Origin of the sequence: Enterococcus sp. DIV1307a, from assembly GCF_050537425.1 — a bacterium.
GTDB classification, from domain to species: domain Bacteria; phylum Bacillota; class Bacilli; order Lactobacillales; family Enterococcaceae; genus Enterococcus; species Enterococcus faecalis.
Genome location: NZ_CP172914.1, coordinates 2,499,322 through 2,523,057 on the forward strand (window position 1 = coordinate 2,499,322; position 23,736 = coordinate 2,523,057).

A 23,736-nucleotide genomic window follows, 5' to 3' on the forward strand; every position below is an offset into this window, starting at 1 on the left:
TTCTTTTATTATGAAGTCGTGAAAGCGCTATTAAAAAGGAGGTCGTTGGAATGACAAAAATTTTAGCTTATGACCAAACGATTTTATCGAAACTCCCTCATCAAACATTGACTAGTTTGCAATGTTTTACGCACGCTATTAATTATGGTCATGTAGACACCCAAGAAATTCTCTTGACCATTTCAACGCATCCCGAACATATAGCACCTAACACGATTATACTCGATGAAAAAAAACTTAGCCATTTCGCTGATTTACCTGTCCAAATTGAGCCCCTGTTTATCCGGTTAGGCCGACGACACTTAACCCTAGCCGATGCCCAAATTTGGCAACCAACGCCACTTTATTTAACACCCAGTAAAACAAAAATAGCTATTTTTTTAACGTATATTCAGCAAACTCGTTTCAATCCTTGGCAAACGCTTTTTCCTGCTTCGTCGTCAACCTTTCTTTTTGATTCTTATAGTCGGACCCAGATTCAAAAAGAAATGATTCATTTTCAACAGGCTTGGGCGCAAAAATCTTTTAAAATAGCTCTTGATTGTTTAACGAAGATTTTGGGATTGGGGATTGGTTTAACTCCCACTGGCGATGATTTTATCACAGGATTACTTGCTAGTTTTTCTGCATTACAGCAACTTCCCTCGAATTTCCAACAGCTGGCTGTGCTAGCCAAGGAACGAACGAATGCGGTCAGTTATGCGGAAATCCATGAAGCAGTGAACGAACGATTTTCTCAGCTAGTTCAGCGTGTTTTTTTATCAATTGAAAGTGGAAATACAAACGAAATGGCTCAAGCGGTTTCAGCTTTAGAGGAGGTGGGCTCAACTTCAGGAAGCGACATACTTTGCGGCATTATTTTTGGTTTAAAACTATTTTGTGAGGAGAATAATCATGACAATTCAAACAGTAATTAAAGAGAACGCCTATTTTGATTCAGTTACTTTAATGACCATTTCAACACGAGCCAATGAACTGGCTGGAGTTAAAACCGCAATGATTGGGATGGGAACCGACATGAATCTTGAAGTGATTCGGAATGTTGGTTTATATACACCCGCCTTGGATCATGTTACAACGGGCGATTTATTAATTGTTTTAGATCTTGATGACCAAGCGAACTCAGAAGAAATTTTACAGCAAGTCGACGAGTTATTTACGAAGAAAAAGAAAACCGCTTCTTCTGAAGTAACCTATAAGACGTTAGATTCAGCCCTTCATGAAGAGCCTGATGCCAACTTAGTTGTAATTTCTGTCAATGGAAAATTTGCCGCACGAGAAGCGCATAAAGCTTTAGATCAGCAAAAACACGTCATGCTCTTTAGTGATAACGTGACGGTTGACGAGGAATTAGCGTTAAAACAAAAAGCACACGAAAAAGAACTGTTTGTGATGGGCCCTGATTGTGGAACAGCGATTATTAATGGCGTCGGGTTATGTTTTGCTAACGAGGTACGTTCAGGAGATATTGGAATTGTCGGCGCTTCTGGTACAGGTAGCCAAGAAGTTAGTGTCCAAATCCATAAATATGGTTATGGGATTTCACAATTAATTGGTACTGGCGGCCGTGATTTGTCTGCTGAAATTGGTGGGCTGATGATGCTTGACGGGCTGGATGCTTTAATGGTTGACGAACAAACTAAGGCAATTTTGCTTATTTCTAAACCGCCTGCTCCAGAAGTAACAGAGAAAATTTTAAAAAAATTAGCTGTTTCAACTAAACCAGTTGTTATTTATTTTATCGGCAGTGAACAAACGGAACGAAAAATAGACAACGTCACTTTTGCTACTTCTTCTCTGGATGCAGTTCAAAAGGTGATTCAATTTAGTCAAACACAGGAAGCGGAAACCAGCCTCTATCAAAATCCGACAGGCGCAACGTTAACAGCCATCCAACAGCAACAAGCCCCTTCTCAAAAATTTGTTCGTGGGTTGTTCTGTGGTGGCACTCTTTGTGATGAACTTTTATATGCTTTAACAGAAGTCTCTGATGATGTTTATAGTAATATTCATAAAATTCCTGAACGACAATTAGCAAATCCTGACCACAGCCAAGCACATACATTGATTGATTTTGGTGATGATCGTTTCACAGAAGGCCGCCCACATCCAATGATCGATCCGACTTCTCGGATTACTCGCATTCTTCAAGAAGCCAAAGATCCTGAAGTGGCAGTTTTAGCGTTAGATTTTGAATTAGGTTATGGTTCTCACGAAAATCCTGTTGGCGTGTTAGCAGAGGCGTTAAAAGAAGCCAAAGCAATAGCGAAAGCAGATGGTCGTGAGTTAGCCATTATTGGCTATGTTTTAGGGACCGAAGAAGATCCACAAGATATTCATGAACAGCGGAAAATTTTAGAAGATTTAGAGATTCTCGTTGTCGACAGCAGTCATCAACTTTGCGAAGCCACCAAAACTTTTGTAAAAGGAGCGAACGAACATGAGCAGAAATGATCTTTTTAAGCAGCCTTTAGATACGATCAATGTAGGCATTGACTTTATACATGAAGATATGAAAAAACAAGGGATTCCTTCACATCAAGTAAATTGGGCACCGCCAGCCAATGGTGACCCAGAGCTATTGAAATTATTGGATCAATTAAAAAATCCAACACTTTATGAAAAAATCCAACAAGCCAACGAAGAAGCGGTTACCCGCATTATTCAATCAAAACCTATTTTAGTGGGATTTGATAAAGCAATTAATGTCATGCCCGATATGACTGAAACGACCATTTTACATGCTGGGCCACCCATTACTTATGAAAATATGTGCGGACCGATGAAAGGTGCCGTTCAAGGAGCGCTTGTTTTTGAAGGATTAGCAAAAGATCTAGTTGATGCCGATCGGGTTGCTCGTTCTGGCGCGATTACGTTTTCTCCTTGTCATGAACATGATGCCGTTGGTTCTATGGCTGGCGTGACTTCTCCGAATATGTACGTTCATATTATCAAAAATGAAACGTACGGCAACACGGCTTTTACTAATTTAAGTGAACAATTGGCGAAAGTTTTACGATTTGGTGCAAATGATCAATCCGTCGTGGATCGCCTGATTTGGATGCGCGATGTTTTAGGTCCATTACTTCATGATGCCATGACTTTTTGTCCAGAAGGCATTGATTTACGCTTAATGCTTTCGCAAGCCTTGCATATGGGCGATGAGTGCCATAATCGCAATGTAGCCGGAAGTACGTTGTTAGTCCAAGCATTAACACCTTACATGGTTCAAACTGATTTTTCTCGTGAACAATTAAAAGAAGTATTTGAATTTCTTGGCAGTTCTGACTATTTTTCTGGTCCGACTTGGATGGGCGCCGCTAAATGTGCGTTAGATGCTGGGCATAATGTGGAGAATAGTACAATTGTCACCACCATGTGTCGCAACGGGGTCGAATTTGGGATTCGTGTCAGTGGGATTGGCGGAAATCACTGGTTTACAGGGCCTGCCCAACGGGTGATTGGTCCGATGTTTGCTGGTTACACACAAGAAGATGCTGGTTTGGATATGGGCGATAGTGCTATTACAGAAACGTATGGTGTTGGCGGATTTGCTATGGCAGCTGCACCAGCAATTGTCCCATTAGTTGGCGGAACAGTGGCAGAAGCATTGAATTATTCAAAAGAAATGCTGGAAATTACTACGAAAGAAAATCCCAATGTCACGATTCCTGTTTTAGATTTTATGGGGATTCCTTCAGGCATCGATGTCTTAAAAGTCTTAGAAACAGGGATGCTGCCTGTCATTAATACTGCTATTGCTCATAAAGAACCGGGGATTGGTATGATTGGCGCTGGATTGACTAATCCGCCAGCAAATGTCTTTAACGAAGCACTAAAAGCTTTAGTAGCTAAAATAAACTAATTTCAAAAACTTAGTAAAATGTCATTTTTTTTGGAGCGATCATATGAAAAATAAATCGATCAATTACGAAGCCGTTTTAGCTCTTGTTGTAAAAATTTTTTTGGGAATGTTCCTGTATTGGATCATGAATGGCTTTCGACATGTGTCTAACTTTTTTCCTTACAATGACGTAGTTACCAAAGTGAATCAGCAGGGATTTTACAAATTTATCTATTTTGTTATGAACTTCACGGAAGGGGAATTTTACGGTGGACTTTTTACAACGCTTTTCTTACTAATCGGCGGTCTGATTGCTTGGCAACTTTATCGAAAAAATTCAAAATGGCAGGGATTTGCAATTGCTGGTGGCTCTGGTGCTTGGCCTTGGGTACTTGCTTCTCAGCTACTTTCCCTCTTTTTAACTATTTATGTTTTTGATTTTACACGCTTTTTTACAAAAGAAGTGTTGTGGTTACCAACGTTTATTGTGGTTGTCGGCACGCCGCCAGCTTTAACGCTCGTTTATGGTCCTGGCTGGAAAAAATTAGGAACGATTTCTCTGTTGAGTGCGCTTTTCACCTTTCCGTTTGCCAATTGGCTGAATGCGCAATTGATGCCCCTTTTAAATGTACCTGGGACAGTTTCCAACGTTACCACAATGACTTTTGTTGGCTGGATTGTTTCAGCCATCTGTCATCAACTTCCTTGGATGGTTCCTTCTGTTGCACCAATCGCTCAGAAGCGGCAAAAACAACCTAAAATTGAAAATACGCAAACCTTTCAATGGTCAATACGACGCACTTTTGCTGACTTCTCCGAAGCTTGGTTTTATGGAAATGAGTTAGTTGGAGGTTTGGTAATTCTAGGCGTTTTAACAGATTGGTTTGTCAATATTAATCATATTACAAATGGTTCTGGCTTGGTTCCTGACATTTTAATGGGACAAATGATTGCTTCGGCTGTTGGTGTTTTTCTTTATCGAAAACATTTCGCTGAAGAAGGTTGGTATCCAACGTTTATGCCACTGGTCAGCATTGTTCCTGGTGTGATTTTAATGATGGGTGGTGGCTTTTGGCTTTCCCTGACCATCGCCGTTTTAGCAGGAATCAGTGCGGCCCCTGTCGGTAGCTATATTGCTAAACGATTACCTCCGTTTGTTCCTGGTGCTGTCGGCTTTGTATCAGGAATGGCTGTTGTAACCATTTTATTGTCAGCCGTTTTGCATACATTTGATATTTTTGTATAGTGGATAAAAAGAAGCGAATGACGATTCGCTTCTTTTTTTAATTGACCAATCCCCTTTTTATCCGTATTCTTAAGCAAAAGGAGGTTTTGCCATGTACTCCATGTTAAAACGTGTGATAACGGAAAAAGATTTGCTTCGGCAAATTCGTTTGTTGGAACAGTTGTTAAATGTTCCCCAGCTGACAGCCAAGCGTTTAGCCGCGCAAATCCAAACGACAGAGCGAACCGTTTTTTCGGATTTACAGTATATTCGCAGTCAATTACCCGCCGACTGGTCCATTGAAACCGATAGCAGTGGTATTCGGTTACGCAATCAGGGGAATGCGCAAACCAATGAGCTTTGGTCATTATTTTTACCTCAATCCATTAGTATTCAGCTATTAAAAGAGCTACTATTTACGAAAGAGTTAGTGACAACTTCTTTTTTGAGCACTAGTGGTGTTTCTTATGAAACTTTGAAGCGACATATCAAAAAAATGAATCAGGCCTTACGTGATTTTCATTTAACGATTCAATTAACCACAACGACCATTCAGCTAATCGGGGCAGAAAGCAATATTCGGATTTTTTATCACCGTTTGTTGGTGCCTTTTACTCATAATAATTATTTTTTTGACGATTATTCTATTCATGAGGAGCATTATTTTCAATTTTTGAAACAAGTTTACAGTAGTGAGTTGACGGTGGAAACGGAAGAAATTTTTGGCGCTTGTTGGTTTTTTATTAACACGATTCGCAACAAAGCCAATTGCCGAGTGAGTCAATTTTCTTTTGACTCAAAAGATGTCTTGTTTCAACTTTATCAACCGTCCTTGGCAAAACTTTATGCTTCTGAAGGCATCTATTTGCAAGGAGAAGAAAGTTTTTTCGCCTTCTTTTGTTTCTTAGAAAGTTGGAATTACGATAATGTCTATGGCGAAACGTTGGCTTCTGCGCTCCACACTCATTACAGTCAACTGCGAAAGTCGTTACAGCAGTTTGTCACTAATTTGTCCACTGAAGAAGCCCGGCCAGATTTAATCCAAACAAATTTATTGGATAATCTGTTATTGTTATTCATTAAATATACCGAGTCCCCAACACTTTCTGAGCAATTTCAATTGGAATATCAAGAATTAATGACCGAACAAGCCGCGGAGGACCTTGCGTTATCAAAGAGCAACCAAGAACTTTTGGAGATTTTATCTCGCTACACCACGATTGAAGAACCAACTTATTTTCTTAGTTTGGCTTCTTTGTTAGAAAAACAAGCCAGTTATTCTATTCAGGCGCAAACGATGACCGCCTATTTCCTCTTTCAAGGGGAACCTGCTTGGAAAGCTTTTTTGCAACAAGAATTAGCTGCTTATTTAGGTACTCGTGTGAAATTACAAGCCATTGAATATGTGGAACTAAGCCAGTTGACGTTAAATGAAGCCGACATAATTATTTCCAATTTCCCCTTGGATCATCTTGATTTTCCTGTCTTTTATCTCTCTTTAATTCCAACAAAAAATGAACTCCGCCGACTAGCAGAGCTCACTCTTCATTCTTATTTTTAAAGGAACTAGCGAGGACATTCGCTAGTTTTTTGGCTTTCTTTCGTCATGAATCGTTTGGTTATATATTTTTCCCCTTCAACAAGGAAAAACAGACTCACAACATGGACGAAAATCATTGCTAATTGAAGGCCATTTAAAGAAGTTGTACCAATTAATTGCTGCGCTACTGGCCAGTAAACTACTAGCGCTTGCAGTAAAAAGAGGATTCCTAATGAAGCAAACAACACTTTATTTTGGAAAAAGCCTGTGCTTAACGATGGATCAACCAACTTACGACAGTTGATCATATACGCTGCTTGCGCTAAGACGATACTTTGTAAGAGGAACGTTTGCTGTAAGGCTTGGCCCTCAAATTGTAATGCCATAAGGTAACCTGGTACCATAATGAGTACCGACACATAGACGATTCTAAAAATACTGTACTTTGTTAAAATGCCTTCGTTGACATCTCTTGGTGGTCGTTTCATGGTATCAGCACTCGCTTTTTCAAAACCTAATGCATAAGACAAAGTAATCGTAGTTACCATGTTTACCCATAATATCTGGACAGGTGTCAACGGTAGAGGATGATTCATTAAAAGCGCCCAGACAACAATTAAGCCTTGTGCCAAAGAAGTTGGCAAGAAGAAGGTAATCGTCTTTTTCAAGTTATCAAAAATGCGGCGTCCTTCTTTCACGGCTTTAGCAATCGTATGGAAATTATCATCTGCCAAAACCATATCTGCGGCTTGTTTGGTTACTTCACTTCCTTTAATTCCCATGGCAATTCCGACATCGGCTTTCTTTAGTGCTGGCGCATCGTTCACGCCATCGCCGGTCATTCCGACAATTTCGCCATTGTTTTGTAACGCCGTGACAATTCGTAATTTATGTTCTGGCGTCGTTCGTGCAAATACATCGACTTTTTGAACATGCTGAGCTAATTCTTCATCTGACATAGCATCAATTTCTAATCCTTCAAGGACTTTTTTCGTATGCTTTAAACCAACTTGCTCGCCAATGGCTTGCGCTGTATCTTTATGGTCTCCGGTAATCATTTTGACGGAAATACCTGCTTCTTGAGATTCTTTGACGGCTTGAATGGCACTTTCTTTTGGCGGATCGATGATGCCTGCCAGTCCAGCAAACGTCAATCCTGACAATGTTTCATGTGTCAGTTCCTGTTGTGACGTAACTGCCTTATAAGCGAAACCTAATACCCGTTGTCCTTTTTGCGCTAATTGCGCAGCTTGTGCTTGCCAAGCACCTTTTTGATTATCAGATAACGTAGAAAGTTGTAACAATACTTCTGGCGCACCTTTGACATAAATAATTGAACCTTCTGCTTGCGGATGGCGAGTGGCCATGTATTTGTAACTTGAACTAAACGGAATTTTCTTTTCTACAGGGCGTAAAGACAGTTGATCCTGATCAACATATTGTAGTAAAGCTAACTCGGTAGGATTCCCTTGCAAGTCGGCGATTTTTTGTTGGTCTTGTAATTTCAATTCTTGACAGTTGGCCATAATCTCTTTGACAATGGTCATTTCTTCAGTCACTACATCCATTACCGTCATTTCATTTTTAGTTAGTGTTCCTGTTTTGTCTGAACAGATAACTGTCATTGAACCTAATGTTTCAACGGAAGGCATGCCTTTAATAATCGCATTTTCTCTAGCCATCTCATGAACACCCATCGATAAAATCATCGTTAACACAGCAGGTAAGCCTTCTGGGATCATTGCTACAATTAATGCAATCATCGCAGAAAATAAGAGGCTCCATTCCATGCCATGACGAAAAGTGGTAAAGAAAATCAGAAACACGATCAAGACCATAATCCCTTGGAAAATTTGCTTGTTTAATTGGTGCATTTTCCGTACGAGCGGCGTTGTTTTTTGATCTACTGACTGCAACGCGTGATTAATTTTTCCAACTTCAGTGGAATCTCCTGTTTCTACTACAACACCTAAGGCCGAACCTGCTTGGACAAGTGTTCCTGAAAAAGCCAAATTCTTTTGATCGCCTGTTGGCAATTCTTCATTCAAGGAACTGGTAATTTTCTCCACGGCTTCTGATTCACCTGTCAAAATTGATTCTTCAATCATCAGATTATGAACATCAAATAAGCGCAAATCTGCTGGGACTACATCACCAGCTTGTAACGTGACTACATCTCCCAGAACCAATGTTTCAGAAGAAACGGTTGTTTTTTGTCCATCAATTAGAACGACTGCCTCTTGGCCCATCATCTGTTTAAGGCCGTCTAATGATTCTTCTGCTTTACGCTCTTGCCAATAACCGACAAAGCCATTGACAAGCACCACTAGAAAAATGATACTTCCTTCGACCACTTCGCCTGTGGCAAATTTTAGAATTGCGGCAGCGAGTAAGACCATCATTAGTAAATCTGTAAAATGTTTGGCTAGCTTTTGCCACGTTTTCAGTTGTTGTTTTTCTTCAATTTTATTTGGACCATTCGTTTGTAAACGTTGCTGACGTTCTTCGCTAGAAAGACCCGTTTGCTTCGTCTTAGTCTGCTCGATTACTTTTGTTGAGGAAAGTTGATACCATTTCATTTCGTGTACCTCCTATTTACTTGATACCTTTATTATAGAGAGGATTTTCTTCACAAAATGGTCGATAATTTCAGTGGCCCCTGAAAAAAATGGGGCCGAGATTATTAAAGAAAAGAACAACCAGCATTTTAGCGGGTTGTTCCTTTCTTTTAAATATTTTCTTGTTCGACCACCAATTGACTTTTGCCAATTAATGCTTTGACATCAATAATTTCACCATTTTTACGTCGGTCTGCTAACTCAACTGAGGTGGTAAACAACAAGTCACTAGAAGAGTTCAACGCTGTTTCAATGGAATCTTGGACTACGCCGACGATAAAGCCAACGCCGACGACTTGCATGGCAATGTCATTGGAAATGCCAAACAAACTACATGCAAGCGGAATTAACAACAAGGAGCCGCCAGCAATTCCTGAAGCCCCACAAGCAGAAACAGCGGCGATGATGCTCAACAATAATGCTAAATAGATTGGTACGGACATGCCTAATGTGTGGACTGCCGCCAATGTCATAATGGTAATCGTAATGGCTGCGCCGCCCATATTAATCGTTGCGCCTAGCGGAATAGAGACCGCATAAGATTCTTCATTTAAATCCATTGCTTTCGCCAATTCCATATTAATGGGAATATTGGCCGCAGAACTGCGTGTAAAGAATGCGGGAATCGCACTTTCCTTTAATACAAAAAAGACTAACGGATACGGATTTTGCCGAATATTCCAAAAAACAATCGCTGGATAAACGACTAAAGCAACCACGGCCATCGTACCAATTAACAATAATAGTAACTGACCATACTTGGCTAACCCTGCAATGCCTGTTGTTGCCACCGAATGAAACACCAAACCTAGAATTCCAATTGGCGCAATGCCGATAATCATTTGAACGACCGTGGTAATCCCTGTTGAAAGATTGGCAATCACATCCTTGGTAGCGACCGAACTTTGACGTAACCCAATACCGATTAATGAGGACCAAAATAAAACAGATAAATAATTGCCTTCAATCATCGCTTGAATCGGATTTTGGACAACGCTTGTTAACACATTGCTTAAAACATCACTAAGTTGCGTTGGGGCTGCTTGCGCTTCCTGCGCCGCCTCCAAGACAATCTTAACGGGAAACAGATAGCTTGCCGTCACGGCAACAACAGCTGCCAAAAATGTCGCTAACAGATACACAACTAAAATTGATCCAACATATGTTTTCGCCCCAGCCTTTTGTTGGGCTAGCGACGCAATAATTAAGACAAAAACTAAAATCGGCGCAATTGCTTTTAAGGCGCCCACAAACAATTCACCAAGAACGCTGATGAAGGTCCATTCCGGCACCAAGAAACCCAAGGTGGTTCCAATCACAATCCCTATCATGATTTTTTGAATTAACGATAATTTCCGAATCGCTTTGACCATTCACTTCACGCTCCTTTAAAATAAAATACAGTTTGGGACATACTACCATAATTATTAAGATAAAAAAAGAGTGTTTCTCAAAAAACTTTCATTTTTCGAGAAACACTTGGTCAACTCATCAATTTCGTCTATTTTTCTGAAGACTTTTCCGCTGAATGTTCTTTGTTTTTATGGTGATGGTGGTGATGACTTTGTTTAGAATACAAGTAGGATTTTGCTACGACCGAAATAAACATAGCCATAATCCCCAAGCCTACTGTAGCATAAATCATGGTGAAAATTTTTCCCAAGTCAGTAACTGGATGCACATCTCCATAACCAATCGTGGTTAACGTCATGAAACTTAAATATAACGAATCTAATGGCGACAATTTTTCCACTGTTGAATAAAAAATAGTCCCACTCAACAACGTGGTTGCCAGTAAAAAGAACAAGGCACGAGTGTCTTCTTTTTTTAAGATACCTAAAAAAGATGAAAATAATTTTTTGACAGAAATAAGTAAAGATAGCAAAAAAATGACCTCTTTCTATTGTTAATCTCTTCTTAACGTTAGCACTTTTTAGATGAAGTTCAACTTTTTAATTGGTGTGGTTAAAGAAAATTTATTTTTTTGTTATTTATAATAAGCTAAAGCTCATCTTCAAAGTAATCATTATCAATTCTAAATAGCTTGTACGTCTTGGCTATTTCTACACCAACACCAAACTCTAACATGAGCTCTGTTAATTTAATACCATCTATTAAAACTATCCCTTGATTTTTGGCAAATTCGTGCGCATTAGCACTAAAACTAGAAGTTGTTATAAAAACTCCTCTATCTGCATTTACAGCAGCTAAAGCGCCATAAAATCCTTGTATAGCAGGGCGACCAATGGTATTAGTTTCGTGATATCGCTTTGCTTGAACATAAACAGTACTAGTTCCTAATGGATCCTGATTGATGATGCCATCTATTCCACCATCATTTGATTTGGATGTAACAACTGCCGTTCCGTGTTTTCCACTATATCCCATTGTCTCCAATAAATGTATAACTAACTTTTCAAAAAATACTGGCTCCACTTGTCGAACTTTGTTTAATAGTTCAATCGCAATTTGATTATTTTGATTGTTGATCATATCCTCAATGTCTATTTTAGCACTTTCAATTGGTGCGCTTGCTTCGATAGTAGTCGTTCCAACACGATTATTCCGTTCGACTAATTCTTGCATATATTTTTGATATGCAGGTTGTTGTTCCAAAAGTTTTCTATTGATTTTTTCACCATAATTATTTAATAAATCCAAACCTAGTTCTGTTATTTGATACATACCTCGTTTAATCCGTTCAACAGCTCTAGCTTTATACAAATCGCTGATAGCAAAGCTGAAACGATTTGCTAAAATCCCATCTCCTTGAGGGTAGTTTGGATACATCATTGAGGCAATTTCATCCGGAATATCTAAGAACTGAATAATACGCTTTAAAATGATCTTTCTGTTCAGTACATCTCCATCTTTCAAAACTTCTAAAGTATATGGCATTAATGATTCAAATGTTGGAATACCTTCATTAGACGCTTTTAGTTTTTTCCAATCTTTATTCACTTTTCCCCCACCTCTAAAGTTGTTTATTTATAATACACTTCATCTAAAAACAATCCTTGTGCAGGAGCCGTTTCACCTGCGCCTTCTCGGACTTTTGTTGCGAACAATTCATCAATTATCGCTAATTCTTTGGTGCCTGCACCAATTTCTAAAAGTGTCCCAACGAGGATGCGGACCATTTTATGCAAGAAACCATTGCCCACAAAAGTGAACTGTAACATTTCGCCGTTTCTTTCAATCGTAATCTTTTCAATCGTTCGAGTAGTCGATTTTTTGGTTTTTTTCAATGCTGAAAAGCCAATAAAATCATGGGTCCCTATTAATTTTTGGCAAGCTTGTTCCATTTTTTCTTGATCCAACGCTTTGGGAAAGTGAAAACTATGATACCGTTCAAAGGCATTAGGAATTGGGCTATTCCAAACATAGTAGCTGTATTGTTTGCCTGTGGCGTTATACCGTGCATGAAAACGTTCAGGCATTTCTGTAACTTCTTTAACAACAATATCGCCAGGTAAATATCGATTTAAAAAGGATAACATTTCGGTTGTTGTTAGTGAACTAGTCGTTTTAAAATTCGCTACTTGACCACGTGCATGTGTGCCGGCATCCGTTCTGCCTGAGCCAATAATTTCAATCGGTTCACCCGTCATTTGTGTTAAAATACTTTCAATTTTCCCTTGAATCGTTTTCTCTGAATTGCCTAGTCGTTGCCAACCTGAGTATCTTTTACCATCATATTCAATGGTTAATTTTATGTTGCGCATGGGCGAAGCTCCTTCGTATTCTTTTTCTCTCTTATCATAGCAGAAATAAGTGGATTTTTCTTCTTTTCCAAGAATAAAACACCTCTTTTCTATAGAAAAGAGGTGTTTTATTTAGTTTAATCCTGCAATTTTCAATTCTTCAACATTCGCTGCTTTAGCATTTTCAGTCACTACGGCTTTAAATGTCACTTGGTCGCCCTCTTTTAAGAATAGCGCCAGCGGACTGTTATTAGTCGTTACGCTAAAAATGGTTTTTTCATCTTCTAGTAAAAATGAAACTACCGTTTGCGCTTCCCCAGCTACTACTGAGACACGAGCTACTTTACCTTGCATCGTTTTCAAGTTGGCTTTGTCTGTATTTTCATTGTTACTTCCTTTGGTTACTAACTCAATTCGATAAGCGTCTAGTGCGCCTTGTGCCGTGTCTGCATCAATTACAATATCATTATCTACAGCATTTATATAGACATATTTTTTGAAAATCCCTTTACTGTCCATTAACGAAACAATCCACGTTGGCACGCCATCAATGTTATAAAGGACTGGCATACTAGCTTTCCATTTCTTTTCTGGATAAATTTTTGAAGCGATAGAAATGGCGCCATCACTATCCATAATGCCGACTTTAGTATCACGATAATACGTAACTTGACCTGTTCGGGCATTGATTAAGGAGTAACCTAAAGCGGAATCTTGGTCTTTTTCACTACTTGTAAAGTCCGTAAAATAAAGCAACTGGTTCCCTTCCTTGTTCATCATCGGCGTAATTTGTCCTGATGCATAAATACCATTTTCAGTTGGAATTTTGACATCTTTTTTGGCACCAAACATTGTCTGGTTCCACCAGCCTTGACTGTAACGACCAAAGAATTCATTTAAGCTATTCGCCGCTGAGCTAGTAATCGGCGCATCAACGAAACTTGGGGCTTTTTGACTGTCATAAACGTTAACTTCTCCTGTTGTAGCATTTAATACTGCCGTTTTAAATTCATTATAGTGCATGCGACCAGAAACCCCATACTCTTTGTAAAGCGTTTGAATATAGTAAGGATTTCCTTGGTCGTCCAACTCTAAATTGATTGTGCCAGTTGCTGCATAACCTGGATAAGCGGAATAAATTTTTCGTGCGGCATCTTTGCCAAAGTAAGCTGAAGGAGTATAAACAATTGGTTTTTCTACAAATTCTGGCTGTGCGTTGATATCTGTCGCACTAATGATAAAATAGCCAGGTACCTCCCCCAGTTTTAGCCATTTAAAGAAGCCATTAAATTCGACTGTTGCTACATAAACATACTCGCCATTGACAACTTGTGCCGTTATACCATCCAAAGTAAACATATTGGAATTGGGAATGACAGAAAATTTCTGTAACATTTTTCGTTTCGCCGTTTGTGGTGCAATCGCAATGGGTGTTTCTTTCGCCGAAGTTAAAACTTCAGCTTTTTCTTCCGTTTTTAAAGGAATCGTTTGATAAATTTCATCAATAGAAGAGATTCTGGTAATACTACTGACAATAGTCAACAAAATCATTGCCAAAACGGCAACACCCAAAATTTTGCCAGACCAGTCTTTGTTAGCCGTTTTGTTGGTATTCTTCCCTACTTCTTTGCGGCCCTTTGGGATACCAGGAACTTCGACTTTACTAGCTAAGCGTGTACTTAATAACACCCCACTAGCAATCACTGCGCCAATCAGATTAATCCATAACACGGTTGAAAGATTTTTACTTGGCAAAGTCACAAATAAAAAGATACCTAACAAGAGCAATTCCATCACCATTAATAGAATGGTCCCCTTACTCTTTTTCCCTTTATTCGCTACAATTTTGGCGCCATTCGCAACTAAGATCCCGATACCAAAAAATAACGTTAACCCAATAAAATTAAAAAACATTCACTTGCCCTCCTCATAGATAAGTAAAAAAAGTGCTCCCACGCATTGTAGAAGCACTTCCTGTGATCCATTCTATTATAACGTTTTCTATTTTTACTGACAATATCGTTGAAGCAAAATCAGTCGGAAGGCTTAGAGTTCTGAAGAACGTTTATTTCTCTGGCTGAATATAAGGAACGATAGGTGCGGTCACGCCAATTGAAGCCCCACGAACAAAAGGTTCATTTTGTAAGGCTTTGAAATTTTTAGTTTGTCCGGTAAGCATGACTCCCCAAATAGGTAATTTTTCGACTTTTTTATTTTTATTTTGTTGGATAAACTTTTGGCCTTCTTGGTTGTCAGCAAACAACGGGGATTTTTCTAAGGTTTCAAAAAAGTGTTGCTTGTCGTTTTCAGGATCAAATATTTCGTTGTGATCGTCCATGCTTAATTGAAAACCATAAGGCAGCGTACCAGAAGGACCTTCTGCTTCATTAACCGTTTCGGAGTAAACATAGAGCCAAACTAAGTTGATATTGCTCGGTAACATTTTGCGGACTTCTTCATATGGATAAGGTTTATCAAAAGAAATCGCCACTTCCGCTACTTGGTTTTCCATCTTATCTAATTCACTTAATTCGTTTTTGATACCACCATAGTAATTGGTAATCGCTGGGTTATAAAAAGATGCTACTTTCTGCTTGGTTTGTCGGTTGTATTCATAAAAATTCTTAGAAGAATAATAGCTACCAGGATAGACTTCATTCCAGTCAATCGAATTTCTGAAAAAGCTATATCTGCTACGTAAATTACTCCACTCCACCGTGTAACCATCAATATTTTTTGAACGATTAGTTACAACTTCGCCCCCAAAAGGCGAACTATTAGCAATTACTTGGGAATCTAATTGAGTGTTTGGTGAAGCAATCATTTCTTGATCATTAATTACTTCTAGTAGGGTATGATAGTTTTTCGTCGAAAGTTTATCCATTCCCACAAAAAAACCGACAAACAATACAGCAAAACTAACAACGGTTATGGCACCAATCACGATAAATTGTTTTCTTTTCGCTTTACGAATACTTTTTTTTAAATCCACTTCTATTCCTCCAGTTCTTTTTTTAATTTTTGACGTGTGCGATACAATTTTTTGCGAACATTTTCAACAGATAATTCTAAAATCAACGCAATCTCGGCATACGATAATTGATAATAATATTTCAAAAGCAATAGTTCTTGTTCCTCATCTTTTAAGGAATCGATCAATAATAATAACTCTTGCCCCTCCATTTTTTCTATTGATTGCACAGGATGACTGTTTGCCACAAAAGTGCGTTCTCGTTTCTTTTTTCGATACATCGTAATGTAGTAATTAAATGTTACTCGGAAAAACCACGGGCGTAGATTTTCTGATGTAATTTCAGGTAATATTGAAAAAATCGTTGTATATGTTTGCGACACTGCATCTTGTGCATCTTCAAGACTTGCTCCTCGGCGAATCAAGACTTGGATGACTTCTTGCCCCAAAGAAAATAGTACTTCGTCAAAATTTGCCTCCTTTTTCATCTGATTTCTCCTTTCACTTATACAACGTTTCAACTAGGGAAAAAGTGGACAGTCCTTCGTTCATTATTTTTATGTATTTTTTCTCTCAATAAAAAATACTCCTGCTTAGGCAGAAGCATTTTTTGTTTTTTCTTATTTATCATTTTCCAATGACTAATCTTCGTGTATAAACGGCTTGCCCAGAATGCATCACTGCATCATCAATCGCTGAAACTAAACGCACTTGTCTAGTCACCGGCGGGGTCCAATTTTTATCAATCACGTCTGACAATTGTTCTTCTTTGACTTGGTCTAAATAGCTTTTGGTAAGTGCCACACTGGCAGCCAAATAGTCACTAAGCAATTGCTTTTCTGCCACCACGACTTTCGCCGCTTCTTCTGGTGTGTGATGCCAGTCTTCTGTTTCATCTGGCAAATCCAAGGCAAATTTTTCTGTCCAGTGTTGGCTAAGCCATAACGGCTCACTATGATTAAGTGCGGAAATTTGTAGGTCTAATTCTCTGGCTGTGTGCCACATTAGCCAAGTAACAGACTTAATTAATGGTGCGGGCATCGTGTTTGCTTCGGCAACGGTCATTTGCGCAAGTGTTTCTTCAAAACGTTCGTGCGCTCGGTCAAGGGTTTCACTAGAAAGTTGAGTGACTTTCATAAAAATACCTCCTTTGTGTTGGTGCCTGTTCTTTCGTTTCTATTTTCTATTATACTGCAAAAGAATCCGTTGTAGTTCTTTTTTGGCTGCGGTATCTGCGGAAAGGGTAAAGATCACTTTCTTTCTTCAAAAATAACACCCCCCTAAGTAAAAAAGAATTGACAATTCTCGTAGTTTCCCTTAGTATGTGGAAAAGTACCTTTAAGATAGTCCGAGAGGCTAACAAGGCAAAGTTCTGTAAAATTCTGTATTTTTGTATAGTGAATGATACGAGATGTCTTGCCCTTTTTTTGTGTGCAAGGCTTTTTTTGCGCGGTGCTTAATCAATTTATTTGGGAGGCAACAAAGTGGAAAAGAAAAAACGTGAAGTGAAAGGTATCTCATTTACCAAAAAAATGGTGATTTCATTGGTGGGAGGGTTAATCGTTGGGCTCGGCTTTTTATTTTTAAGAGAGTACCTTATTCGCAGCAATCAAGGCGCTGTGTGGCAGACAATCAATCAGATTCTTTTCCAAGATATTTCAGATCCTGAAAAAGGACAATCTGCGATTGGGCTTTTCTATATTATTGGTCAACTATTTATCAACGGCCTACAATTAGTGATTGTGCCGATGGTCTTTACTTCAATTACTTTAGCCATTTGTCATATTACCGATACGCAAAAATTAGGACGAATTTCCTATAAAACGATTTTTGGCTTTTTATCGATGTCACTGATTGCTCTACTAACAGCAGGAATTGTGGGCTATAGCGTATATTTAACTGGCGCTTTTAATGTGTCGTTATCTGAAACGCTAGCTCCTGTCGAAGTAAGTACGAGCGGCAACCCATTAATGGTGATTGTCAATGCTGTCACGAAAAATATCGGTTCTGCATTTAGCGACAATGGTGCAATTTTAGCCGTTGTTGTGTTGGCAGTGATTACTGGTTTATGTATTAATGCATTAGGGGATAAAATTCGTGTTTTCAAAAAATTAATTGAAGAAGTCAATGCGATGGTCACGTTATTTTTAACCTTTGTAATTACTAAATTTGCTCCTATCGCCGTCTTTATGTTGTTAGTTCGGACGTTTGCTTCCTACGGGATTGATTATTTAAAACCAGCGTTAGTCTACGTCATAACAACGACAGCGACGCTCTTAGCCTTTTTGATGATCGGTTACCCATTATTTATCTTATTTGCGACAAAATTAAATCCTGTTCCTTTTATTAAAAAGATTATGAAAGTTGTGGTCTTTGGATTTTCTACTTCTTCTTCGGCAGCCACTTTACCGTTAAATACAAAAACAACGGTTGAAGAGTTAGGTGTCGACAGCGATGTTGCCGCCTTTGTCTTGCCGTTAGGAATGACTATTAATATGAACGGCACAGCGATTATGCAAGTAATTGCGGCTATTTTTGTGGCGGGCGTAGCTGGTTATGAAGTGACACCAGCTAATATTGCCTTGATTGCCATTTTAGCTTTAATGTCATCTATTGGTACACCGGCGGCACCTGGCGCTGGCGGAATTATCCTTTTCACTATTTTAACTGGTTTAAACTATAACAATGAGATTGCGATTGCGACGTATTCATTGATTTTAGCCATTAATCGTCCAATCGAAATGCTCGTTACTAGCCTAAACGTGGTTGGTGATAGCGCCACTGCGATTTATGTTGCACATTCGGAAGATTTGTTGGATGAGGCCACTTATCTGACTGATGTCGCTGACTTGCAAAATGCGGAAGCGGAGTAATTAATGAAAAAGCAGACTTCTTGTATGGAAGTCTGCTTTTTTATTATGTTTTTAGTGAATCCGTAATTTTTTACTTCTTCGATTTACTTTTACGAAAAACTAAAAGACACCCACTGGCGATAACTAGAAGGCCAATAATCACAAGCGCGATTGATTTCTTTTCTCCTGTGCTCGGTAAAAATTGGCTAGCTTTTCTGAAACCACCTTGGCTTGATGGCTTAACTTGTTTCGTACCAGTTTGATCAACTCCCGCACTAGTATTTAAGTGTCCATTATTCCCCCCATTTTTTTGTTCCTTTTTATTTTCCCCACTATTTTTCAATGTTAATCGCTTCACTGCCGAACGTAGTTTTGCTTCTGCTTGGTCTACTTCTGCTTGCGTTGCTGTTGTTTGATCTGCCACAGTTTGTGCTTGTTTCAATGCTTCGCTGTAGACTTTCCAGCTGCTTGCGGTGTAGTCTTTTTCTTGGTGTTTCTCGTTTTCTTTGATGATTTTCAACAAGTTGGTTTTATCTACTTCTTTAGTTGGCACTTTTACCAATTGCTTCACTGCCGAGCGTAGTTTTGCTTCTGCTTGGTCTACTTCTGCTTGCGTTGCTGTTGCTTGATCTACCACAGTTTGTGCTTGTTTCAATGCTTCGCTGTAGGCTTTCCAGCTACTTGCGGTGTAGTCTTTTTCTTGGTGTTCTTTTTGTTCCTGAATTAATTTTTCTAACGCTTCTTTCGTTACTTCAGGAGTTGTTTTAACTGTGATTGAACGCGAGCTGCCATTTAACCCCGCACTATTTAAAGTGATAATATTTTGGTCAACAGAAATTTCTGGGTCCGCTGCGACTACTTCAAGAATGCCCTTATCAAATTCAATAGAAACGGATGCATTATTTTGTAAAGGATTCGCAAGAGTTAAGCGATAAACACCGTTATCAATTTTTTCTGAAATAATCGACATTGGATCATACGCATACAGTCCTGCAATTTCTTGGTCATTATTCCATGTATTCATCATGACATAATTACCTGCTTCAATGGCTTGTAAGCTTGCTGTATTTTCTAGAACAGTATAGCCTTTGTTTTTAGAAAGAGCTGCGATTTCTTCATTCGTTTTCCCAACCACTGTTAAATATTCGTAAGTACCATTTTCAACAGTCTTGCCATAATTTTTACTAATTTTAGCAAATGTATTTGTATAGGTTTTATCATTAACAAAGTATTCGTTAATATCTCCGTAGCGACCAGAGCGTTCTTCTATTTGAACATCAAGCGTATTCATTGAATTAGGAAAAACATAGCCAATGTTATTCAATGGATTCGCTGCGCTTAAACTAATCCAAGAATTATCTTTGTCTGAACCTTGGTCAAGCTTCACTTCCTGTGGATGAATCATCCGATTATCGAGGATTGTTTCAATCGAAGCATCTGTCGTACCAGTAATGCCACTTCCCAAATTAATGATTTGACCATCTAATAAGAACCAAGATTTTTTAGCAACTAAGTTCATTCCTTCATTATTTTTATCTAAAAACATTCCTATAGAGGCAACCTGTCCATTATTTGAGCCACCTACCCATGACTGGGGACTGCGTTTCCCTGTATAAGCACCATTTACCAATTCTCTTGTGTCAACTGTCGTTCCTGGTAATCGATATGGATCGATCGTTGCCCAGTATCCTTCATCAAACTGAGCAAAGTCTTGATTGTATAAATAAAGCATGCCGTCTGCTGTATGCCAGCCTTTTTTATTTTCCGTATTCCCAAATTCATAGTTTCCGACACGTTGTGAATACATACTGATACCCACCGCATATTCGTTATTTTTCTGTAGGACTCGATCCATCGAACCATATACATTTAAAGATTGCATTGGTGTCGCTTGGGCAGGTGACGCACTATTCACCACATTTTTCAAGTCAATTAACGCTTCAAAATCTCTTGGTTTTTTAAAGAAATGATAGTATGACCCACTTTGTTGAAGCCACGTTTGGATAGATGTATAAATGTCATTTCTTAAATTTTCTGGGGCAAATTTTGCAATTAAGGTTAAATTAGCTATTGTTTCTTTACCCGATTCAAACTCTGTAGTAAAAGGATTCGTTTCTGGCGCTCTGGAAATACTTCTACCAGAAACCATCGATGGCATTTTTCCATTTACCATCAATTGTAAGTAACCTTTATCAACAACATTAAATAAATTACTAATGTTAGGGTCATTCATCTCCCAGTCGGAACCTTGTAAAATAGTCTGAATTCGTCCAAACCCTTTTAGCAACTCATTCCCGTAACTGCCGTTGTACGGAAAATAACCATGTTGAATCAAGGAACCATCAGGATATAAGCCATCACCAGAGGAAACACTTTTTAAAACGGACGGAACAGCTTCTTGTACTTGTACTAGGCGTTGATTATCTTCTAACAAAAGTCCAGTACCTAAAACGGTGATTGAAATATCTGTTAAGTTAGCCCCTGTTGCACGATAAATTGGCCATTGTATGTTTGGATCTTTTGCATACAGCATCAGCGGAGCAGTAAATTTATTTAATTTTTCTGCATCTGTATTCAATAGGTCATCATGTAATAAAATCAATGTATCTGTTAGCGGCTGCGCGGAACCAATTTGCCAATCCCACCAGTTACCTGTGTAATACGTTCCATTGTATTTTTTTGTATCAATCATAAATTCAATGCCTTTAACAATCGCATCATAAACTTCCGGTTTTTCAAAAAGCTCACTTGATGGTTCATAGTAGCCTAACGCTAATTTTTTAATATTGGTAAATTGAGTCGTGTAATCAGCAGACACTGTATCCGATGGTTTTCGTTCCCACAGATACCCACGATCTGCTGCTTGATTAAGCGTTTGCCACAATGCTAAACTCTCCGTAGCAATCTGGGCACGATACTGTTGCACATCTGCATCGTTATCATACTGCGTTGTACCCAACAATCGCATTTTCCATTTTGCTCGCATTTCCGCATATTGTTTATTTTCTGCTACAACAGTCACAGGAATTGTATCACTAATTTCTGTTCCTTTAATTTTGACTGTTACCTTCGCTTCACCACTCTTAACTGCTGTTAAATTACCCGTTTGGTCAACCGTCACAATAGTAGGATCACTACTTGACCACTCAATCTGATCTTCTGTAATATCTACTCCAGCTGGTGACACTTCAAAGGCTAGCTGTTGCTTTCTTTTTTCACTAATAGTCAGGTTCTCTGTTAAAAGTTTAATCGCTTCTGGCAGTCGTTTTTTTTCATATGCTTCAAACGAAATAATACTTGAACTGTAAAATTGCTTATTTGTGTGTTGCCACATTTTCATCTGCTGATATTTTACAAAACGTGCTTGTACATTATTGCCATCAATATATTTTTTAGTAGGTTGGCCACCTTGCCCATTCTCTTCTTTAAAGATAGATTGATAGCTTTCACCATCTGTTGAAACTAAGATTTCATACACAGGACTTTCTGCATGCAACTGTAAAACGAGTTCGCCAATGTTTTTTACTTCACCCAAATCAACAATTAACCATTGTTCTTCTTGCTTATCAGCGGACCAGCGTGTTGTTTCATCGCCATCGACAGCTTTTTCGCCAACAAATTGAGGGTATTTCCAATTCTCTCCAATTTTTCCTCCTTCCACACCAGAATATGTCACTTCTTTTTGTAAAAATAAATCAGTTATTTCTTCTGCAGATGCACTCATCGCAGTTAGCGAGAAGCCTGTAAGCATGAAAGCAACAACGACTATTATTTTTTTAATCATATTTTTCCCCATATCTTTCTATTTTTAAGCAACCAATCCGACTTTTCCAAACACTTTTTTCTGATAATTTAATCAACTTCCTCCTCTACTAAGTATTCTATATAAAAATTAGGCATGAAAAGACAACCTAAAGTAATTACTTCAGACAGACTTTTCATGCCTAGTTTTCCCTAGTCACATGAAATATTATACATGTTTACGCTTTCACTTTAAGGTAATTTTTGGTTACTGTCAATAGCGTTTTCTTCATTCAAGAGCTTATTCAACTTTTCTCGTTAAAAATATTGATTTTTATGATAATCCCTTAATTTTTCTCATTTTAAAATAATAATCATGGGTGCTGAACCTGTTTCTGAGGCACAACAATCGGACAATTTTAAAAAAAACGAGAGGAATGACCATTGTTTTTTGCCATTCCTCTCATTTTTATTTATTGTTTGAACGGTAACGTTGCTCTCAAACCAGTTTGATTGAATTTTTTTATTTTCTATCAGACAAACAGACTAAAGATATTTTACTTCATATATTTTTCAAGCAATGACTTGATTCATAGAAATTACTGAGCAACCAGCCTACTTCCTATTTATGATACGGTTCCCCTTTCATAATCCGAAAACCACGATAAATTTGTTCAACTAATACCAAACGCATTAACTGATGTGGATAAGTTAAGCGGCCAAAAGAAATTTGTTGGTTACTTCGCTGAAGGACTGAATCACTGAGACCTAAGGAGCCACCAATGACAAAGGTTAGATTACTTTTGCCACTAATCCCTAATTGTTCAATTTCTTTTGAAAATTCTTCACTAGATAATTGTTTGCCATTAATGGCTAAAACAAAGACGTATTCGTTGTCATTAATTTTCCCCAAAATACGTTGGCCTTCTTTTTCTTTGACTTGAAGCATTTCAGCGTCACTGAGTTTTTCTGGGGCTTTTTCATCTGGTACTTCAATGATTTCCATCTTGGCATAGCTATTTAAACGTTTCAGATATTCATTAATGCCTTGAATCAGGTATTTTTCTTTCAGTTTTCCGACTGTTACTAGTTTAATTTTCACCTATTCCACTACTTTCTCGTTTTCTCTTCTTTCTTATTTTAGCACGAAGTTTGGCTACTTTCCACAACGTTTCCACATACTTATACACATATACACAGAGTTATCCACAGAACAAACTAAAAAATTACTTTATTTAACA

17 protein-coding genes are annotated in these 23,736 nt (G+C 38.4%); 6 read left to right on the plus strand and 11 right to left on the minus strand.

Going from position 1 to position 23,736, the window contains the following annotated elements; genetic code table 11:
* Positions 1-50: 50 nt before the first annotated feature.
* The 5 genes from IGL90_RS12235 (at position 51) to IGL90_RS12255 (ending at position 6,630) form a co-directional block, all read left to right on the plus strand.
* Complete coding sequence (locus tag IGL90_RS12235) at positions 51-917, plus strand: DUF2877 domain-containing protein (protein ID WP_002368383.1); 867 nt, start codon at positions 51-53, stop codon at positions 915-917.
* The gene (gene fdrA, locus IGL90_RS12240; protein ID WP_002390990.1) at positions 895-2,454 is read left to right on the plus strand and encodes an acyl-CoA synthetase FdrA; all 1,560 of its coding nucleotides are present in this window, start codon (positions 895-897) and stop codon (positions 2,452-2,454) included. Before IGL90_RS12235 ends, fdrA begins: the two co-directional genes overlap by 23 nt.
* On the plus strand, positions 2,441-3,865 hold the full coding sequence (locus IGL90_RS12245) for a DUF1116 domain-containing protein (protein WP_010823246.1): 1,425 nt from the start codon (positions 2,441-2,443) through the stop codon (positions 3,863-3,865). The genes fdrA and IGL90_RS12245 overlap by 14 nt, the downstream gene beginning before the upstream one ends.
* A gap of 43 nt (positions 3,866-3,908) precedes the next feature.
* Positions 3,909-5,090: a hypothetical protein gene (locus tag IGL90_RS12250; protein WP_048737590.1), complete on the plus strand. Its 1,182-nt coding sequence runs from the start codon at positions 3,909-3,911 to the stop codon at positions 5,088-5,090.
* A 100-nt stretch (positions 5,091-5,190) separates the two neighbouring features.
* Entirely contained in the window at positions 5,191-6,630 is a 1,440-nt protein-coding gene (locus IGL90_RS12255; RefSeq protein WP_161796742.1) for a helix-turn-helix domain-containing protein, read from the plus strand.
* Positions 6,631-6,635: 5 nt separating this feature from the next.
* Here the strand turns inward: IGL90_RS12255 and IGL90_RS12260 are convergent, their stop codons facing one another.
* The 9 genes from IGL90_RS12260 to gst all read right to left on the minus strand — a co-directional run bounded on the left by IGL90_RS12260 (position 6,636) and on the right by gst (position 17,039).
* Positions 6,636-9,188, minus strand: coding sequence for a cation-transporting P-type ATPase (locus IGL90_RS12260; protein WP_010777972.1), 2,553 nt, complete (start codon positions 9,186-9,188; stop codon positions 6,636-6,638).
* A gap of 149 nt (positions 9,189-9,337) precedes the next feature.
* Positions 9,338-10,600, minus strand: a complete 1,263-nt coding sequence (gene sstT / locus IGL90_RS12265) for a serine/threonine transporter SstT (RefSeq protein WP_002355037.1) — start codon at positions 10,598-10,600, stop codon at positions 9,338-9,340.
* A gap of 128 nt (positions 10,601-10,728) precedes the next feature.
* Positions 10,729-11,112, minus strand: a complete 384-nt coding sequence (locus IGL90_RS12270; protein WP_002367385.1) for a potassium channel family protein — start codon at positions 11,110-11,112, stop codon at positions 10,729-10,731.
* Between the two features lie 116 nt (positions 11,113-11,228).
* The gene (locus IGL90_RS12275) at positions 11,229-12,188 is read right to left on the minus strand and encodes a restriction endonuclease (RefSeq protein WP_002368392.1); all 960 of its coding nucleotides are present in this window, start codon (positions 12,186-12,188) and stop codon (positions 11,229-11,231) included.
* A 23-nt stretch (positions 12,189-12,211) separates the two neighbouring features.
* A complete protein-coding gene (gene truA / locus IGL90_RS12280) occupies positions 12,212-12,952 on the minus strand; it encodes a tRNA pseudouridine(38-40) synthase TruA (RefSeq protein WP_002355033.1) in 741 nt (246 codons plus the stop codon).
* A 111-nt stretch (positions 12,953-13,063) separates the two neighbouring features.
* Positions 13,064-14,845, minus strand: a complete 1,782-nt coding sequence (locus IGL90_RS12285) for a hypothetical protein (protein ID WP_048737594.1) — start codon at positions 14,843-14,845, stop codon at positions 13,064-13,066.
* Positions 14,846-14,996: 151 nt separating this feature from the next.
* Positions 14,997-15,923, minus strand: a complete 927-nt coding sequence (locus IGL90_RS12290) for an anti-sigma factor (RefSeq protein ID WP_002378932.1) — start codon at positions 15,921-15,923, stop codon at positions 14,997-14,999.
* Between the two features lie 2 nt (positions 15,924-15,925).
* Entirely contained in the window at positions 15,926-16,390 is a 465-nt protein-coding gene (locus IGL90_RS12295; RefSeq protein ID WP_002383292.1) for an RNA polymerase sigma factor, read from the minus strand.
* Positions 16,391-16,529: 139 nt separating this feature from the next.
* A complete protein-coding gene (gene gst / locus IGL90_RS12300; protein ID WP_002409189.1) occupies positions 16,530-17,039 on the minus strand; it encodes a DinB family glutathione transferase in 510 nt (169 codons plus the stop codon).
* A 332-nt stretch (positions 17,040-17,371) separates the two neighbouring features.
* Here gst and IGL90_RS12305 point away from each other — a divergent pair, with 332 nt between their 5' ends.
* The gene (locus IGL90_RS12305; protein ID WP_025190632.1) at positions 17,372-18,775 is read left to right on the plus strand and encodes a dicarboxylate/amino acid:cation symporter; all 1,404 of its coding nucleotides are present in this window, start codon (positions 17,372-17,374) and stop codon (positions 18,773-18,775) included.
* A gap of 70 nt (positions 18,776-18,845) precedes the next feature.
* On the opposite strand, the gene IGL90_RS12310 is transcribed toward IGL90_RS12305, so the two are convergent.
* Both IGL90_RS12310 and rlmH read right to left on the minus strand, forming a co-directional pair.
* A complete protein-coding gene (locus tag IGL90_RS12310) occupies positions 18,846-22,538 on the minus strand; it encodes a polysaccharide lyase family 8 super-sandwich domain-containing protein (protein WP_082153345.1) in 3,693 nt (1,230 codons plus the stop codon).
* Between the two features lie 579 nt (positions 22,539-23,117).
* Positions 23,118-23,597 (minus strand): 23S rRNA (pseudouridine(1915)-N(3))-methyltransferase RlmH, encoded by a 480-nt coding sequence (gene rlmH / locus IGL90_RS12315; protein WP_002355021.1) that lies wholly within the window; start codon positions 23,595-23,597, stop codon positions 23,118-23,120.
* Positions 23,598-23,736: the final 139 nt, after the last annotated feature.

Coding starts and splice junctions, on each gene's coding strand:
- IGL90_RS12235 (WP_002368383.1), top strand. CDS start 51: ATGACAAAAATTTTAGCTTATGACCAAACGATTTTATCGAAACTCCCT.
- fdrA (WP_002390990.1), top strand. CDS start 895: ATGACAATTCAAACAGTAATTAAAGAGAACGCCTATTTTGATTCAGTT.
- IGL90_RS12245 (WP_010823246.1), top strand. CDS start 2,441: ATGAGCAGAAATGATCTTTTTAAGCAGCCTTTAGATACGATCAATGTA.
- IGL90_RS12250 (WP_048737590.1), top strand. CDS start 3,909: ATGAAAAATAAATCGATCAATTACGAAGCCGTTTTAGCTCTTGTTGTA.
- IGL90_RS12255 (WP_161796742.1), top strand. CDS start 5,191: ATGTTAAAACGTGTGATAACGGAAAAAGATTTGCTTCGGCAAATTCGT.
- IGL90_RS12260 (WP_010777972.1), bottom strand. CDS start 9,188: ATGAAATGGTATCAACTTTCCTCAACAAAAGTAATCGAGCAGACTAAG.
- sstT (WP_002355037.1), bottom strand. CDS start 10,600: ATGGTCAAAGCGATTCGGAAATTATCGTTAATTCAAAAAATCATGATA.
- truA (WP_002355033.1), bottom strand. CDS start 12,952: ATGCGCAACATAAAATTAACCATTGAATATGATGGTAAAAGATACTCA.
- IGL90_RS12285 (WP_048737594.1), bottom strand. CDS start 14,845: ATGTTTTTTAATTTTATTGGGTTAACGTTATTTTTTGGTATCGGGATC.
- IGL90_RS12295 (WP_002383292.1), bottom strand. CDS start 16,390: ATGAAAAAGGAGGCAAATTTTGACGAAGTACTATTTTCTTTGGGGCAA.
- gst (WP_002409189.1), bottom strand. CDS start 17,039: ATGAAAGTCACTCAACTTTCTAGTGAAACCCTTGACCGAGCGCACGAA.
- IGL90_RS12310 (WP_082153345.1), bottom strand. CDS start 22,538: ATGATTAAAAAAATAATAGTCGTTGTTGCTTTCATGCTTACAGGCTTC.